Below are 16,488 nucleotides of genomic sequence, written 5' to 3'. Positions count from 1 at the left end.
TAAGGTAATCATTGCTGGCGCAGGACGCGCAGCACACCTCGCGGGTGTCATTGCAGCACACACGACTCTGCCGGTCATTGGTGTCCCGATTGATGGTGGCCCCCTCAACGGTGTAGACGCGCTTTATGCAACAGTGCAGATGCCACCCGGCATTCCTGTCGGAACAATGGCAATCGGATCTGGGGGTGCGCGAAATGCCGGACTCTTCGCTGTCGAAATTCTGGCACTCCAATTCCCTGAACTCGATGCAAAATTGTTGGCATACAAAGAAAAGTTGAGCGATGGCGTTGCGGAGAAAGCGGAACGTCTCGCAAAAGTTGGCTATCAGAATTATTAGAATTAGCCTTCAGCCGTCAGCACGGATTGCTACGCAATCCTTTCAGCCGTCAGCAAAGACGCAAGCGTTACCGACTCTTTTTTTTACTGAATGCTGAAAGCCCATTCTTCTGAAAGTCGATGGTTTCTGATAGCCAATACAAGGATGCACTATGGAAACTCAAAAGTGGCATGACGACACAGAACTGTTTGACATGATGGAAAAGCAGCTATATGCTGCTGTAATTTCGGATGCTCTCGATGCAGCTGGATACCGCGAGCAAACACTGCAACACACCATCCGTCCACTATATCCAGAGGCAGTTGTCGTGGGGCGGGCGATGCCTGTCTTGTGTGTAGATGTCTACGAAATGCCAGCTGAACCGTATCAGCAGGAAATTGCGGCAGTGGATAGCCTCAAACAGAACGACATCTTCGTCTGTTCTACAAATCAGAGCACCCGTAACTGCATTTGGGGAGAACTGCTTTCAACAGCAGCACGGGCGCGCGGGGCACGGGGTGCCATTATTGAAGGCTTCATCCGAGATGCCCGACAGATTACAGAGATGCAGTTTCCGGTGTTTATGACGGGTCTATCTCCCGTAGATTCTTATGGACGTGGCGATGTGGTTGCGTATAACGTTCCAATCGAATGCGGCGGTGTCACAGTTAATCCCGGTGATATTGTGTTCGGCGATATAGACGGGGTCGTTGTCATTCCACAAGCGGTGGAAGTCGAGGTAATTGAGGCTGCCTTGGCAAAGGTGAGTGGTGAAAACCGCACACGTGATGAACTCCGCGCTGGCGCGACCCTTCGGGAAGTCTATGATAAATATGGGATACTTTAACCAATAGATTGGACAGAGATACGGGGACACCGTCCAAGAAAAAATTAAAGAGAGCAACTTCAATTCTTTAGAAAAGCGCGTAAGCTCAACTAACGGGCCAGGCTGGATATACGGAGATGGATGTTCTTCGTAAAACCCGTCTGAACGAATCGCAAGGAAAATTAAAAAGATGATTTATGAATTGCGCACCTATCAGGTTGTGCCGGGAAAGATGAAAAATCTGAATGACCGGTTCGCAAACATTACGATTCCACTGTTTGAAAAGCACGGTATGAAGGTTATCGGATTTTGGGAGACGGCTATTGGTGAGGCGACGACAACCGAACTCATCTATATGCTCGCTTTTGAGGATTTAGGACACTATCAGAGAGCGTGGGACGCGTTTATCGCTGATCCAGAGTGGCAAAATGCGAAACGCTTGACGGAAGTTGGTGGACCCTTGGTAAACGTGGCGAGTTCCAAGATTATTGAACCCACGGATTATTCGCCGTTGCGTTAGTGGCAGCCAGCAATCGGAAACGGTCAGCAAAGAGGTTTTCTGCTAATCAGAAACCTCTTTAACCAACAACTAACAACTAATAACCATTCAACGCAAAATGGCTAACTTCCCGATCTGCTCGATTTTTCCATTTTCCGTGTGGGCAATAACACGATAGAAGTATACACCATTGGCACACCGCACCCCTGTTTCATCCCTACCATCCCAATAGGTTTCGTTGACACCACGATTGGCACTTGCATCGGTAAGTGTACGAAGGAGTCTGCCGCTGACGCTGTAAATCTTGATGGTAACAGTGTCGGGTGCTTGTGCGAGGTGATATGTAAAAAAGGTCTTTCCATCAACTGTCGGATTCGGAACGTTGAAAACCTCACTGAGTGTGACTTCCTCATTCAAGACAAAGGTCGTAACAAATTCTGCTGTGTTCTCACTGGTATCTGCAGCGGTAATATGGAACTGATACTCACCGTTAGCGAGATCCGGGGCATAAGTGATAGCGGCATCCGCTGGTGCATCAGGATCGAAGGTTTCAGTATAATCACTTGCATCTAACGGGTCAAGTGTCTCATACAGACTTCCAAAACCGAGATTAAAAGAGGTCTCGTCAAGCGCACTATCATCGGTGAGTGTAATTTTAAAGCGGGGTTGTTCTGTAAGCACAGCACCATCTATCAAAGGTTCGTCAATTGGTTCGCGCGTTGAACCTGTACCGAGTGCAGTGATTTGGATATCAATAGTAGGCGGTGTCAGATCAGGAGCCTCGGTTACAAAAAATCTGTAACTGATGACTTTTTCGTCCCCACCGATGGCGTTTCCATTGAAATCTTGTGCGCTGATGTTAAAAGTATGCTCACCCGGGAAGAGAATTGGTTGATAATCAATTGGCACAGTTTGCGCCCTTCCCTGTATTCGGATCTCATAGTCGGTGATAGGTGTAAAGGGAGCACCATCCTTTCTTCCCTCAAAAGCAAAGAAGTCCATATCAATGCCGTTAGCATCTTCGAGTACAATAGAAATGATAGGCCGCGGCGGAATCACACTACCGGTTTGCGGCTGGATACCATCCAACCATAGACTGAAGGCAGGTGGTTCGGTATCGGTGCTGCGCATGAGACTAAACTGTGTCAGTTCGCTGACCTCCGCTGTAATCGTTCCGACTTGAGCACTGCTAAACTTAATCTTATCGCCAAATGCGAAACTTTCGGAACTGGCAGTCACAAGGAGTTCTAATCCGAGATGCCCAAGATAAATCGGTTCGTTCACTTTACCTCGAATCTTGACACCATTCGGATAATAGGACGGTTCGCCGGAGGCATTACGAAGTTCGTAGCGTTCAGATTCAGTAAAAAAGATGAACCAATCCCCAATTATGAATTCGCCTCTGGGTCCGCGTCTGCCGTCCACTGTCGCATTGCCGTTCCCGGTGTTGGTATTCCACGTGCGAGTGAGAACGACATCACCTCTCGGATTATAATCAGTTTTAAAAGCAAGAACATCAGCAAATTCAAAGGTGTAATTAATTCCAAGTGGCGTGCTCTCTTGCCTCGGGATCCGCAATTCTAAACCGAAGCCTTCCTCTCTGAACGGATTGTCCAATTGACCAGATTGATCGAGTTTCTGGACAGTCGTTTCTCCCTTCCGTTGGAGAAACACCTCGTATTCATAAGAATCCAGAAAGACCAGCACCCACGTCCCAGCAGGTGTAAGATTTGGATTGACGGTGATAGCGGAATCCTCTAATTTCTGCTCACTTGCGTTCTCCATCTGCGTTGGTGTGACATAGTCTTCAAGCAAAAATTCCCCTTCAGAGACGTAACGGATTTCGGAGGGTAAGCGTCGCCACGCCGAAAAATCCGCTTGCCACGCATAAATCGCCAACTGATCCGCAGTTTCGGCTAATGCGGCTTTAAACGCAGGAGTGTCATCTCGGAGGGCAGTCTCCTCTCGCACAATATCTTCCAAAGCACTCACATCGAAACGAAGTTTAACCTCAGCAGATTTAGCGAGTTCTGTTATCCCTGCGCGGAAACTGGGTTCATAGTATTGCGCGACTTCTGGTCCCTGCCGGATGAGACCGCGGCGGAGTGCTGCGACGCGAGGAATGGGTGCGAATTGGAGGTCAGGTTGGGTTGGCGCAACGGGTGCCTGTGAAGAAACAGAAAGTGGGATACCTGCCTTACTTTGTTCGTCGATGTCGAGGGCATTCGCGGGGAAATGGATGTCAAATACCCGATCCAAACTAAACGCCGTCAACGCTTCTTGAGGTTTATAACTAAACTCATTGACGATAAACGAGACGTGTTGTTTGTTATCAAACTGGCGCGATTCTTGAACGCTGCCGCGGATTTCATCCTCAACTGCGGGATCATCTGGATCTGCAAGAACATAGATTTTATGTACGCCCGTCAGGAGGGGCTTGTCAAGATCTAAGGTTGCAGTCACATGCTGCAAAACATGGGTGCCATCTGTCCAATCAGTAAGTTTGATAATTAGGCGACCCAAAATATTAGCATCTTCATCAATAATACTATCACCCTCTACATCCGGATTTCCTTCAGCAAACACGACTTCAATATCTGCGCGTACAGGTCGTCCACCGATGTTAACAATTTCCGCAACGAGTTGGTAGGCATCTTTCTCTTCAGCAAACTCATATCGAATCGGTGCTTTGTTCGTTTCGTCCGTACCGATTGCGATATTGGGACCTTCAGGTACCTTAACGACGTTGCGCTCTATCTTTGATGGAATGGCAATATTGTTTCCACTCCTATCCGTAACAAGGATTCGGTAGCGGATCTGTCGTCCACCTTGTGGAAGTGGAATAGGTGTTTGGAGTTCATACCACTGCCCACCCACGGGCACATCACCGAGGGGTACAGGTGCTTTAACCATAGGAATCGTTTCGTCTTTGAAGGTAGCAGTATCATCCCATAAGACCTCAATGCTCCGTATACCCCCCGGTCCGCCATCATCAACAACGAGGACACTAATATTAAGAGTGTCAGTAACTTTAATATCAAGCGTTTCTCGGATGTCGTGGACAACGGGTGTATCAACCCAGAAGCGAGTACCTCCAACAGCGGCGCGCGTATCATCAAAAGCGAAGATCCGTGCCACACCACCACCCGGCAGGGCGTTGTTAGGCACATCAATACGAATCGTTCCATACTCACCTTGCCAAACTCTGCCACCCATCCGCCGCGTTAACTCATTTCCAGGGTCATCGTCAAAATTATTTGCGAAAACGGCAAAAGCAGAAAGTGATTCTGTGCTAAAATCGGAGGCGCGTGTGAAAGTTGTATCGCCTGTTCCACCAATACCAGTCTTTTCAATTGTCCCTACTTCGTTCGCTTTGATGACTATCTGGTGACCATCGTTGAGCGCAATGCGTTCTAACTCGACCTTTATATCAAGTTCAGGGAGTGCGAGACGAGATGCTGGATCCCCAAAGAGCGTGTATTGTTCCGTGCCGGGAATCCACTGCGTGTTCCGAATGCGGGAGAGAAAACTAATTTTAGCATTGGCAACAATATGCCCCACAGTCGGTGCAGTTCGCGAGGGCTGAAACCCGGTATCCAGATGCCCAGCGCGCCCGACCCCGAACAAGGACTCAAAGAGATCGATGTCAAACTCAGCGTTTGCTGTGCCATAAGTTAACCGCGTCGCCGAGAGTGTAGCAATAGCACCGTATTCACCCAATAGGAATTGCTCACTGAGGCAGAAATTCCCAACTTGTTGCGGTTTATCGAACTGCCCATTGAGACAGGTTGTCGTTATAACAAAGGGTAGGTATCGGTTCCGCAATCCGACGACATCTTCAAGTCGAAAAATAGATTCATCCGCCCACGTCTGAATGCCACCGTGTCCTGTATACTCAATTGCGATCGCGCCCTGATTGATGGCAGATCGTATCTGGAGGCGTGTGCGCTCGGGACTTTTAATTTTTCGGAGATAGATTTGGCGTGTGTTGTAGCCCACGGGTATAACATCTGCTACCAGTTCATCCCGCGACACCTCAAAGAGTCCGTCGCCAGGGTTGTCTGTGTTGTCATCAGCAACCTGAATTAATGTGCCTTGCCATAATCCCGTTCTCAAATTCTTTTCATAATTGATGATTTTCTCAACCATAGTCGCGAGGTCTTCAGTGGTTTGAACGGAGAGTCGCCCTATAAGCATATCGGGTAGCGGATCTTCGCCACTCACATTGACGAAACGCTGGTCCATGGCAGTTTCACCGCTTTCAGGTGCCCAACCGTGGAATGTTGGTACGAAGATTGGATAGAGATTATAGGTCCCCCGGAATGACGGATCTCGACGGTAGAGTTCAACAGTAGCACGCTTGTAATCGTAATGGGCATCCCCTACAAGAACAACATAAGTTGGGACGGGTTGTTGCCAATTATCATAGGCATATCGGAGGAATTTTTGGATAGCCAGTGGGTTGAAGAGTCCATCACTAAATTCATCGTAGATGTCGCCGATATCAACCACCATCGTTGTTAAGCCTTGCGAGCGCCGGAATTCAACGAGCGGCTGGATGCTCTCCGTAAAGGTTGGATGCGTTATGACGACATAGTCGACTTGATTGGACGGATTCCTCAGCAAGGTTGGTGGTGTCGGTATGAGTGCGTTGATACTCCGATAGGCAGAACGCCCTATGACAAAATAGCGCGTATGCAGATTGACGGTATCTTCAAAGAGCATTTGATAAGTCGCACCTCTTCGCGAAATTTCACCGTTGATGAGTTTACTCGCAATACCTTTTTCATCAAGTTGATACACATCAATTGTTTCATCAAAAATGTTCTCAACCCGGTATTGGACCTTGCCGCGGTTACGAGGTTCGGTATTTGTATTAAATTCAAGACGGTTGGCATCCGCCCGAAAGTTTCGCCAATAATCAAGTTCATACCAATCGAGATAGAAATCGTAGGAACCTGCGGGGGTTCTGTTGGTATCAAGTGCCTCAATGCGCATATAATTGACTTGGTTATGGTGGATGCGTAATTGCGGAATGCTGCGGGTTGCAATAGGCGCAGCTTGGCGTTTCCACTCCTCAATCCTACCAAGTTGAAGCCCATTGAAAGCGATTCGGGCTTGGTGGAGGGCTGCGCCTCTGCGGGAAGCCCCTTGGAATTTAATACGCAGCGTCGCAGTGCGATCAATCTCAAGACGCGGGACTGCGGCAGGCAGTTCTATAGGAAAATCCTTTCGACTTGTGTTGATATTTCCACCACGGAAGGGAGTCCAGAAATAGTGATCAGCAAGTTCGGACTTAATATTGGTTCCGGCTAAAACATCGTGATGTACGTTCTCTTCAAAACGGGCGCGCGTTAAAAAGGCAGTCGGTGTTACTAAGTTTGGCGTGAGAGGTGTTGCGTCTCGCGTTGCCACACGGGACGGTTCAAGGTCTCCAGTAACAGGCTCACCTCGTAAAGCAAAATGGAGCCAGTAAACGTTTTCGTCAGTAAATTTGTTGTCCGACAATGCCCGTCCATAAAAAACAACCTGTTCGCCTGCATCGAGTCTATCGTTTTCATTGTCATCAAAAATGTAAACACCCTGTTTCTGTCCGCTACTTTCTAATCGAAGGGTGTTCAGATCAATATCCTCTGGTTCAATACCAGCGGCAGCCCTGATATTATTATAAGTGATACGATAGAGATCTGTTCTAAGAACTGGAATTTTAAAGCGGTAGGTGGTAGAAGCCGTTAATTCTGGTGCTCCGGGCGCACTTCTATAGGACATCCGTCGCTGGTTTCGCCACGACTTTGCTTGTTCATAGTTCCTTAGTGTTCCCCGAAAGAGACTTTCAAAAGCAGAAGAGCGGAAGGACGGAAGCGTGGTAGATTCTATCGCGCCATTCTTTGCAAACGGGACAGCACCCGGAAATTCAATACGGAATGTTATAGATGTGTAGACCTTTAATTGCTTTGTCGCCGAATTGTATTGCACCGGATTGATTTGTAGGCTCGCGACACGCTGATTGCGCACAAGCCCACTCGGAATAACTTCTACCAGTTTCGACGGATAAAACCCTTGTAAATCAGGGCGCGATGGGGTTGAAGTTGGAAAAATCGGGTCATCGGGTGTGACGCGGACATTTTCAACACTTTTTACTTCCGGGCGCGCCTGAATCACAGTAACGATAGGCGTTCCGGCGAGAGGAATCCCAATGCACTGTACATAGACAGGTAACCGAGGTCTACCCACGTCAAGCGTCCAATTAGCACCGGCAAAACGGATATCGGTTATCGGGTCTGCAGAACTGTCTTCAGCAGAATGAGCACTTGTCTTTACTTGAAGTTCAGGTAACGCAAAGCGTGCCGTGAGCGTATCTACTGTGGTCGAAAGCACCTGGAGCGGCGACGTTGGATGTGTCTGTCCTACAGAAATTGATGTCGAGGCAATATAGAGTATAAGAGCTATGAATAAAAAAATATAAGTTTTTTTCATAACATGAGTTTGAAAAAAAGGGGATTTTCGGTTAACTAATGAAGGTTTGGCAATCTGTCCTAACGCTAATGACTCGCGACTGTCGGAGAACCTTACCCATAAGTCGTATTCTATTTGCGTATGGGCATCTTACCCGTCGCGGTAAAACTAGTGAAGCACTACCGAAATCTATCTGAGTTGAAGATTGATGAACCTTCCACAGAGGTCGGTGGGGCGCATCTGTTAATCCTCAAAGATGTCTTAAAATATCCAATTCATTTGCAGACCGCATAGATAACCTCTGGAAACAATTAATGACTAATGATTTCCTTTCCATGCAATATTGACATCACATGAATGGCAATCTTTAAGGTCTAATGACTGAAACAACCTATTTCTTTGAAGGTTTCTTACGCCGTCCATGTAAAATTTTGTGATAAAACACCCAAGTATTGTGGAATCCCCTACGTCTATTTCTATTTGCTCCTCTGAAAATTACAACATGAATACCGGCATCTTGGCATACTTTACATTCACATTTCTCCCAAGGACGTTCCATGAGTAACTCTTCGTGTTTTTTACGAAGTTTTTCGTGTTTCTTACAGAGATGATTGCTTGACTTTTTTTGCAGAGGCCAATTTTTTCTGGGAAAACACTCACTATATTTATTAACGTCTTGAAGAATTTTCTTTACTTCCTTCTCTGGTATCTCCCCATCATTAAAACGACTAAGACTCAAGAGGCACTTTTCTTCGATTGCTTGCATATTAACATTAGAAAGTTCAGGATTAGATTCCGCAGCTTCGCGCATCACTTTTGATGTACTAAAAGGAATTCGGATACTGCCATACCATGTGCCATCTTCTGTTAAATAATTTCTATCTGGAGAGGACCATGCTTTTCTCAAGTAAGATGCACTATCAAAACTGGAAACACCGAGTTCCCTAAAGATGGGTTGAAGTTTGGGACGCAGTATACCAAAAAGGTGAACCCAAATATTTTCTTTTTTACCGCGGGTAGCCTTTTGTAATACTTCCCGAACAGCTGCGACTATTTCTAAAATATCTGAATCTTGTCTACGCACCAATCCACCTAAACCAATATGCTTATATCCCCACTTAATGTATTCATTAGCAAAATAAGCGTAATCTTCGGGAGTGATGCCTTGTATACTACCGACTGGTTTAAAATCATAATCCTTATCCCGATGAATGTTAAAAAACTTTTCGGCATTTTTAGCCGTTAACTTCATTCGTTGCTTTCTTTTTTTCACGGATAATGATGAAATGGGAATGTGATCAACAGATGCCCCGAATTCAAAACCAAATTGGTTGTAAAAAGAGGCTGCATCTTCACAGGAAAGGGGAGGAGCTTCCTCTTTGATGTATGAGAACGCACCGCAATCTCCAAACAACAAAAGTTTTTTAGGAACCTGCATCTTCTCCCGAAAATTTTCCATGAAATCATTGAGAGGCCCATTTTTAGTTCGCAACTGGGCAAGACTAAGTAGTAGGCCGTTATAAGGAGGATCATCCTCGAAAATCTCATGTGCGTATTTCCTATTTTCTTTTTTTCGGTTTTCATCTGTTTCATCAGGGCAGAATGGCTCGTAAACATAATCGCCCCAATCAGGAAAGAAATACAAATAAGGACGCTCATCTAATTGTTCATGAGAATTGACGGAAGGGAACTTATTTGGTAAATTATGAAGCCACTCCTTCAGCTGTTGTTTTTTTTTCCCACCTCTACCCTCGGCATACTCAATTTCAACATCAAATAAGGTCTCAATGCTGGAAATTGCGGGGCGGTGGTCTTTATTTATACTAATGAAAACAGATTCTGGTCGTTCAAGTTTCTCCAATTTTTGGATGACTTGTGGTCCTATCTTTTCTGCCTTCTCTTTATCTAAACACTCGTTGTAGGGTTCAATGAGCTCTGTGGCATCAATGATTTTATGTTTTGCAGAAACAATTTTTATAGTAAGACCAGGAGGCCATCCATTCTCTCTGAGAAACTTTTGCAGCACTTTGTAGCTGTGCTCCTTATAAACCATAAATGCGGGGATTTTATTAAAATCGGGATTCTTAATTCTCCCATCAGAACATCCCAAAATTAGTAAATGTCCTGCTGGAGATTCTTCGGGTTTAGATTGTGAAATCTTTGACATACTTGTTATTACCGTCCCAACGATAGGTTTCAGAACACTAAAAAGGTATTTTGTTGAGAGGACATCGGTGTCCCTAAGGCAACCCAGTTTTATGGATACCGCATCTGATATTCGCCTTTTCTGGCAGGGCAATTCCAGCGAATATCGCAAATGTTACAAGTATTATCATCTGGACTAGGGTCAGGTGCGGGCCAGTTCTCTTTTCGCCTGCAATCCTCAATCTTCTTTACAGTGTTAGTAAAATCTGCTAAAGCATTTTGGATACTCTGCTCATCCAATGAAACCTCAATAAGAGCATTCGATGGGCGAGTCGAAGAGTCTTCGACAGCATCTAATGCACCTAAAAAATAAAGAATTGCCTTCTCAGGATAAACGCCATTGCGTTCGCGATAAAGTTCTGCATAAACCCTCATTTGGAATTGGTATTGGCGAAATCCTTCAGAATAACGATCATCGGGTGGGTGTCCTCCTTTGTAATCCCATATTTCTGCTTTCATTCCAGGGTGCCAGTTTGGGACATCTGCCAGAACATCCACCGTTCCGTGAAGCAAGTAATCGCCTTGATGGGATTGCAAGTGATGCTCAGTATCTTTGATTCTGGGATAAAGTTCAGATCCCTCAATTTGATTAAATCTTTTTAGCCGTCTTAGAGCTGCCTCGCGCTCTGCTGCGTGTGTGAACGCGCGAACCGAACGAATACCACGGATTTTTAAAGCAGTATCAACTTCGTTGAAATAATACTCTATATCTTCATCTCTAGGGATTTGACCTTCTGTCTTTTTATCTCTTAATCCAGCATAGTGCATATAAGCACGATCTAAAACCTGATGAATAAGTGTTCCATAATAAATTTGAACAGCATGAGCCGGTTCATACCCTCTCACCACAAAATGTCCGTATTGGCGACGACAACGTTTAAATGATAGAATATCTGTTGTTACGCTATACCTACGTTTAACTGAGGCATCCGTAGTTTGGGGTACCCTAAGATCTTGAAATTTCTGCCAGGACATTTACTTCTCCTCCTTATAACCTTTTAACTTCATCCGTAAACCACTGAAGACCCTTATCTCCAAAACCAATCCCTTGATTTCTGAAGTCTTGGTTTCTTGCCAAGAACACTAAGGAATATATGGCACGAGAATATGCCACATAGAAAAAACGGATCCTGTCTTGTTCTGCACGCTCTTGATCACTGAAACTTGATGGGGATGGATTATTCCGAAACTGCCGCATAGTGTCTTCAATCTGAAGTTCTGATCCTATCTCTACTTTTTGAATCTTACCCAATAGTGAAACAAAAACAAAGGGAAACTCAAGACCTTTCGCTTGATGAACTGTCATTATCGGGAAACTTCCTTGTGGACAGATAATTTCTTCATGCTCTGGATCGTTGAGGCCTTCTGAAACAAGCAACCCTACGAGGGAGTAATAAAGGTGTCCCAATTGGCCAGAACTGATTAAACCATCTGTATAGCCTGTTCGCAGAATTTCTCGTGTTGACCCTATTGAACCGCTAAAAGGAAGCATGCAATATGACTCAAGGACTTGTGATAACTTTCCTAAACGAAAATCTCGCTCAGTGTCCTGTCGCCATTTCACAAAAGGTTCAAAACTAATCATGTGATAGAAGATGTCTTGAATCGTAGCTGGGCTCATCGTTTTATCCTGTCCTGCGGATTGCGTGATTGTTTTGTTAGCCGGAGTTTGCATAATCCGACTGATTGCCCCTTCGACATAAGTTGCTAATTCGGGGTTCTGTGATGCTTGATCGGTGTAAACTTGAATCCAATCTTCAATCATTTCTCTCACATTTCTCGTTTTTACGTCAGAAAGTCCGTTTTGATTCGGATCTAGTATTTTCACTAATGTTCCCAATGCCGTTTGGATTTCAGGTTGTTCCAGGAACGTTCGAGATCGTGGATTATAAACATCAAATCCTTGGTCCTGTAATGCTCTTTGATACGGCTCGGCTGACTGAGTCAAAAGTCGTGTGCTCCTCAACAGAAGCACACATTGACTCGGATCGTTTACAATCCCATTGTCCAATAAACCCCTTACCGTTTCCGCAAAGCGCGCTGCAACATCTTCATATTTTTGACCTAGCAAGTAGGATACAGCCGGATAATTACCAATGGAGCATCCCTGTTGAGTTTGACGATCAACCCATTGTGGATCCGGTGAAAGACTGGGTTTGTTACTAACCCTTGCTCCAGGTTCAGTCATAACCTGGAAGGACTGAATGTAATTATCACACCAATCAACAATATCAGGATGTGAACGATAGTTTGTAGAAAGATGAAGTGGGTATGGCCTTACTCCAGCCCCCAATGCAGATTGACATGCGCGATCGAAGTTTACCATACATTCTACTGTCCCTCCTCTAAATCGGTACAAAGCTTGATCGTCATCTCCCACGATGCACAAGTTATGAGGAAAACGTTGTGTCAACCGTAGGTAAATGTTTTCTTGGATTGGATTCGTATCTTGGTATTCATCAACAAGAACATGATTTATACCAGGATGATCTTGATCTGATAAACCATCACCATTAAGAAAACGACTACCGCTGGGTGAATCAAGAAATTCAAGAAATTTTAACTGTAGATGAGCAAAGTCACAAGTCTTATGTTCTTCTAAACTATCCCGATATTGTGTATAAGCATTCGCTAAGATTTCCCAAGTTCCGCCTTCAGCATGCATTTGAGGAACATCAACTTGATCTTCAACAATTCGATTGAATAAGGTAACAGCCGCGTTGACACGAATCCATCTATGTGGCGGATAACCAGATGATCTATTCCACCGAGTCCCTGCTGCCTGATTGTACCTTGCTGTCAAAAGGTCAAATCTTTGCCATAAAGGCAGATGTGCTTGTTGAGACGTAGATAAGTCTGACTGTTCATAAACAAAAAGCAATTGCTCTATATCATCAAGCAGGCGATAATTCTGATATTTTGAGTAACGATATTCATGCATTATGCGGTTGCACAGACTATGCAACGTCCCCACTCGGACTTGGGACAAATCAACTCTTAGGCGTAGATTCTCATCAACCTGATCAAGATAGTTTTTGTAAATCGCTAACCGATCTTGTATGTTCCTAGCTGCTTTTTCAGTAAAAGTAGTGAGTATAATTGACTTAGGGTGAACTCCGTCAACACAGACTAATTTCAAGGTCCTCAATACCAACACTTCCGACTTTCCTGAACCAGGACCGGCAATAACCCATAGCGGTCCATCTTCATGAGCAATTACTGCTTTCTGTTCATCGTTGACTTCGATTTTTGTTTTATCATTAATGGTAGTTAGCATTTCCTGAAGATCCATACACTATACCTCCCTTAGTTATAGTAGCACATCTTCCGACTATTGTAAATTTCTTATGCAAAATATGAAAAAGAAACGGTTGGTGTGGAACGGGTTGTAACATCCTAATAGTGATTCAGCGAGTACTGTCGTGCTCTTGCTGTGTTTCAGATTTAAACAAATCTGTGATCCATGTTTTAAATTGAGACATCTTTTTCCCTCTATTCGTTTCTACTAAAATCACATTTTCAAAATGCCTTTCTAAATCAAATCCTTCGAGCACTGCTTGGTAATCCTTCCACAAACCGTTGAAAAGTTGGTCGTAGTCCTGTCCATCTAAAAATGCCTCAAGTTTTTTCTGTATACTGGGACGTAACTCTCCAGCACGGTTATCGTCCATCTTTTGATCGTAGTCCTCAATTGGTTCATCCGATTGGAGTAACCCATATCTCGCTGAGACGATGAGAATATCAAGACTTTTCGGGAATTGATTCTCTCTACTAGCCTTATGTAGCGTCGTATAGAGTGGACCTTTATATCTCATAAGTGCGGGGATCAATCCTGGCGTTTTATCTTTCCTTCCAGAGCAACTAATAATTAGTAAAGACTTTTTCATAAATATCCACTTCCCCCTTTTAGCAAACCACTGAATGACATCCCGCTTTGAGTTCCGAGCGTACGGTTATTAAGTTTGAAGTTCGTCCTGTTCTAAATCCACGATGGCGATGGCTTTTTTGCCTTTCTTGATTGCCGATAGAATCTTTTTCAAAACGGCTTCAGCGGTTTGAAATTGGAGAATTTTGCGACCTTCACTGGCACGGAACGATGTTTTTTCAACTCTGGATGATAAAGGTCATAGCAACTCCTTGGATAGATGCTATCAAGGGTTTACAACCTGCTGTTGTTTCAGTATCTCTACTTCGTTCCTGAGTTCTTCAATCTCTTGCTCGTGTGCCTGATCTTTTCTACTACGCCAGACAACACTTATTTGTGGTATACCGACGATGGCAGCAATAATGGTTAGAAAAAACTTTATCCAACTGAAATTCGAGTTCATGTGCTTGTCTACTGCCTGAATTTTTTCGCCGAAATCTTCTCTTATTCGAGTCTCGGAGGCTTGAATTTTAGCATCAATTTTCTCGATGTCTTCAACCGTCAGCTCACCGGTCGCTGGGAGAGTGATCGCAGACAACAGGATTGAAAATAGCAAAATGGTTTTCATAGTTAGTGGTCCCTTTTGCCCTGCTTGCTCATGATTTTTTCTTTCCGACAAACTGCGCAAATTATATAACTGTTTCAGGTAAAAATCAAGTTTGTTTTTTTGATGCATCAGCATTTTTTCATAGGTTTTAATTTATGGATCTATGTCTCTGTGAGTTGTGAAGCACACTTTAGTGCCGCCACTAAACTCGTTTCACTGGCGATTCCTTTACCGGCTATATCAAAAGCTGTCCCATGATCAACGCTGGTGCGGACTATCGGCAAACCCAAGGTAACATTTACAAGTTCACCGAAACCCAAAAGTTTTATCGGAATATTACCCTGATCGTGGTACATAGCAATCACGGCGTGCCACTCTCCTTGAACTGCTTTGACAAAAAGTGCATCGGCAGGAAGAGGTCCGTCTATTTTGCCGACGTGCGCTTGTGCCTGCGCGATGGCTGGACAGATAAATTGCTGTTCTTCTTTCCCGAATATCCCCTCTTCACCGGCGTGAGGGTTCAGCCCTGCAACAACAAGCCGTGGTTCAGAAATACCACTACGAATGAGTGCTTGATGGGTGAGGCAGATGACATCCACAATTCTTTGTATAGACAGATGTTTTGGCACATCAGCCAGTGCAATGTGGTTTGTCACAAAAGAGACTGCTATTCGCGTATCGCTATTCGCGTACCGCGGGAAGTGGTTCTCAGTTCGCAGTTCGCGGTCAGCGGTCAGCGGTTTCCGACTGCCACCTAATGCCTCAGCTGTGCAAAGCATCATCACCACATCAGGTGCGTTGGTGAAGGCAGCAAGCATTTCCGTGTGTCCCGGATACGGCATCCCTGCCCGATGTATGGCAGCTTTACAAATGGGAGCGGTCGTGATTGCATCAAGTTCGCCATCCATCGCGAGATAAGTCGCTGTTTCAACCGCTTTGACGGCAGCAGCACCCGCGCGCGCATCCACAGTCCCAACAGGAATATCCTGTGGAGATATTGGAACTACGTTCAAAACATCAATCGTTCCATGCACTGCGACCGCTTGCGCCGGTGTATTGATGATATTGAGATTTAGCTGTGGTATACCAGGGGGAGTAAATCTAACAGCTGCGTCCCGAAGGATATCTGGACTACCAACGACTATCGGTTGACACACCGAATATATGCTTTCATAAGCGAGTGCCTTGACGATGATTTCGGGACCGATGCCAGCTGCATCGCCCATCGTTATCCCAATCTTTGGTTTCCTGACACCAGATGCCCTACCTTTTCGGTACACACCTGTCGCTTTTTGTCGGATTTGGACCTCTTCAGGAGTCATAGCAAGTTCTCTCCCTTGATCAAGTAAGATACCCTCCCCTGTAACGGGCGGGGACCCGGGCCTCGATCAAGAGATGGAGGCTACGGATTTATTTGGCGATAGAGTGTTGTAGCACGGGCGCGTGAGACATTCCCTGATGGTAACTCAAGGACCTCATACGCAGGGTCGGCAGCTTCTTCATCCAGATGCGCCTCTGCAGTAACAGATACAGCGACAGGCAATCGGATTACATCTCCAACAGCGAGCACCTTCCCGGCTTTTGCGACGTGTCCATTGACACTCACAGCACCTCTGCTACAGAGCGTATTGGCAATCGTTCGCCGTTTCACAAGGCGGCTGATCTGTAGAAATTTGTCTAATCGCATGTTTTTTATCGCCGTCAGCCATCAGCC

At 45.2% G+C, this 16,488-nt stretch carries 12 protein-coding genes; 4 read left to right on the top strand and 8 right to left on the bottom strand.

The features are described 5' to 3' along the window. The 3 genes from OXN25_15445 to OXN25_15435 form a co-directional block, all read left to right on the top strand. The coding region (locus OXN25_15445; protein ID MDE0426247.1) for a 5-(carboxyamino)imidazole ribonucleotide mutase at positions 1–337 on the top strand (337 nt) is incomplete at its 5' end. A 151-nt stretch (positions 338–488) separates the two neighbouring features. Then, on the top strand, positions 489–1,163 hold the full coding sequence (locus tag OXN25_15440; GenBank protein MDE0426246.1) for an RraA family protein: 675 nt from the start codon (positions 489–491) through the stop codon (positions 1,161–1,163). 169 nt (positions 1,164–1,332) lie between these two features. Continuing rightward, positions 1,333–1,662, top strand: a complete 330-nt coding sequence (locus OXN25_15435; protein MDE0426245.1) for an NIPSNAP family protein — start codon at positions 1,333–1,335, stop codon at positions 1,660–1,662. An 87-nt stretch (positions 1,663–1,749) separates the two neighbouring features. Here the strand turns inward: OXN25_15435 and OXN25_15430 are convergent, their stop codons facing one another. Then, a complete protein-coding gene (locus OXN25_15430; protein ID MDE0426244.1) occupies positions 1,750–8,118 on the bottom strand; it encodes a C25 family cysteine peptidase in 6,369 nt (2,122 codons plus the stop codon). A 150-nt stretch (positions 8,119–8,268) separates the two neighbouring features. On the opposite strand from OXN25_15430, the gene OXN25_15425 reads away from it, so the two are divergent. Then, positions 8,269–8,391, top strand: a complete 123-nt coding sequence (locus tag OXN25_15425) for a hypothetical protein (protein ID MDE0426243.1) — start codon at positions 8,269–8,271, stop codon at positions 8,389–8,391. 97 nt (positions 8,392–8,488) lie between these two features. Here the strand turns inward: OXN25_15425 and dpdA are convergent, their stop codons facing one another. The 7 genes from dpdA to OXN25_15390 form a co-directional block, all read right to left on the bottom strand. Next, on the bottom strand, positions 8,489–10,264 hold the full coding sequence (gene dpdA, locus OXN25_15420) for a tRNA-guanine transglycosylase DpdA (protein ID MDE0426242.1): 1,776 nt from the start codon (positions 10,262–10,264) through the stop codon (positions 8,489–8,491). A gap of 89 nt (positions 10,265–10,353) precedes the next feature. Next, positions 10,354–11,277 carry a PD-(D/E)XK nuclease family protein gene (locus OXN25_15415; protein ID MDE0426241.1) on the bottom strand — a complete coding sequence of 308 codons (924 nt, stop codon included), beginning with the start codon at positions 11,275–11,277 and terminating at the stop codon, positions 10,354–10,356. A 13-nt stretch (positions 11,278–11,290) separates the two neighbouring features. Then, positions 11,291–13,594, bottom strand: coding sequence for an ATP-dependent helicase (locus OXN25_15410; GenBank protein MDE0426240.1), 2,304 nt, complete (start codon positions 13,592–13,594; stop codon positions 11,291–11,293). A gap of 115 nt (positions 13,595–13,709) precedes the next feature. Next, entirely contained in the window at positions 13,710–14,117 is a 408-nt protein-coding gene (locus OXN25_15405; GenBank protein MDE0426239.1) for a hypothetical protein, read from the bottom strand. A gap of 336 nt (positions 14,118–14,453) precedes the next feature. After that, complete coding sequence (locus OXN25_15400; GenBank protein MDE0426238.1) at positions 14,454–14,903, bottom strand: hypothetical protein; 450 nt, start codon at positions 14,901–14,903, stop codon at positions 14,454–14,456. Positions 14,904–14,935: 32 nt separating this feature from the next. Then, the gene (gene pdxA, locus OXN25_15395) at positions 14,936–16,096 is read right to left on the bottom strand and encodes a 4-hydroxythreonine-4-phosphate dehydrogenase PdxA (protein MDE0426237.1); all 1,161 of its coding nucleotides are present in this window, start codon (positions 16,094–16,096) and stop codon (positions 14,936–14,938) included. Positions 16,097–16,176: 80 nt separating this feature from the next. Continuing rightward, positions 16,177–16,461 carry a S4 domain-containing protein gene (locus tag OXN25_15390; GenBank protein MDE0426236.1) on the bottom strand — a complete coding sequence of 95 codons (285 nt, stop codon included), beginning with the start codon at positions 16,459–16,461 and terminating at the stop codon, positions 16,177–16,179. Positions 16,462–16,488 lie beyond the last annotated feature (27 nt).

It is taken from the genome of Candidatus Poribacteria bacterium, assembly GCA_028820845.1.
GTDB lineage: Bacteria > Poribacteria > WGA-4E > WGA-4E > WGA-3G > WGA-3G.
Note: the sequence above shows the minus strand (reverse complement) of the source record. Positions and strands in the feature narration are given on the sequence as shown.

Excerpts from the sequence above, each read along its gene's own strand:
- OXN25_15435 (MDE0426245.1), top strand. The coding sequence starts at position 1,333 with ATGATTTATGAATTGCGCACCTATCAGGTTGTGCCGGGAAAGATGAAA.
- OXN25_15390 (MDE0426236.1), bottom strand. The coding sequence starts at position 16,461 with ATGCGATTAGACAAATTTCTACAGATCAGCCGCCTTGTGAAACGGCGA.
- OXN25_15410 (MDE0426240.1), bottom strand. The coding sequence starts at position 13,594 with ATGGATCTTCAGGAAATGCTAACTACCATTAATGATAAAACAAAAATC.
- OXN25_15430 (MDE0426244.1), bottom strand. The coding sequence starts at position 8,118 with ATGAAAAAAACTTATATTTTTTTATTCATAGCTCTTATACTCTATATT.
- OXN25_15400 (MDE0426238.1), bottom strand. The coding sequence starts at position 14,903 with ATGCATCAAAAAAACAAACTTGATTTTTACCTGAAACAGTTATATAAT.
- dpdA (MDE0426242.1), bottom strand. The coding sequence starts at position 10,264 with ATGTCAAAGATTTCACAATCTAAACCCGAAGAATCTCCAGCAGGACAT.
- OXN25_15440 (MDE0426246.1), top strand. The coding sequence starts at position 489 with ATGGAAACTCAAAAGTGGCATGACGACACAGAACTGTTTGACATGATG.
- pdxA (MDE0426237.1), bottom strand. The coding sequence starts at position 16,096 with ATGACTCCTGAAGAGGTCCAAATCCGACAAAAAGCGACAGGTGTGTAC.
- OXN25_15405 (MDE0426239.1), bottom strand. The coding sequence starts at position 14,117 with ATGAGATATAAAGGTCCACTCTATACGACGCTACATAAGGCTAGTAGA.
- OXN25_15415 (MDE0426241.1), bottom strand. The coding sequence starts at position 11,277 with ATGTCCTGGCAGAAATTTCAAGATCTTAGGGTACCCCAAACTACGGAT.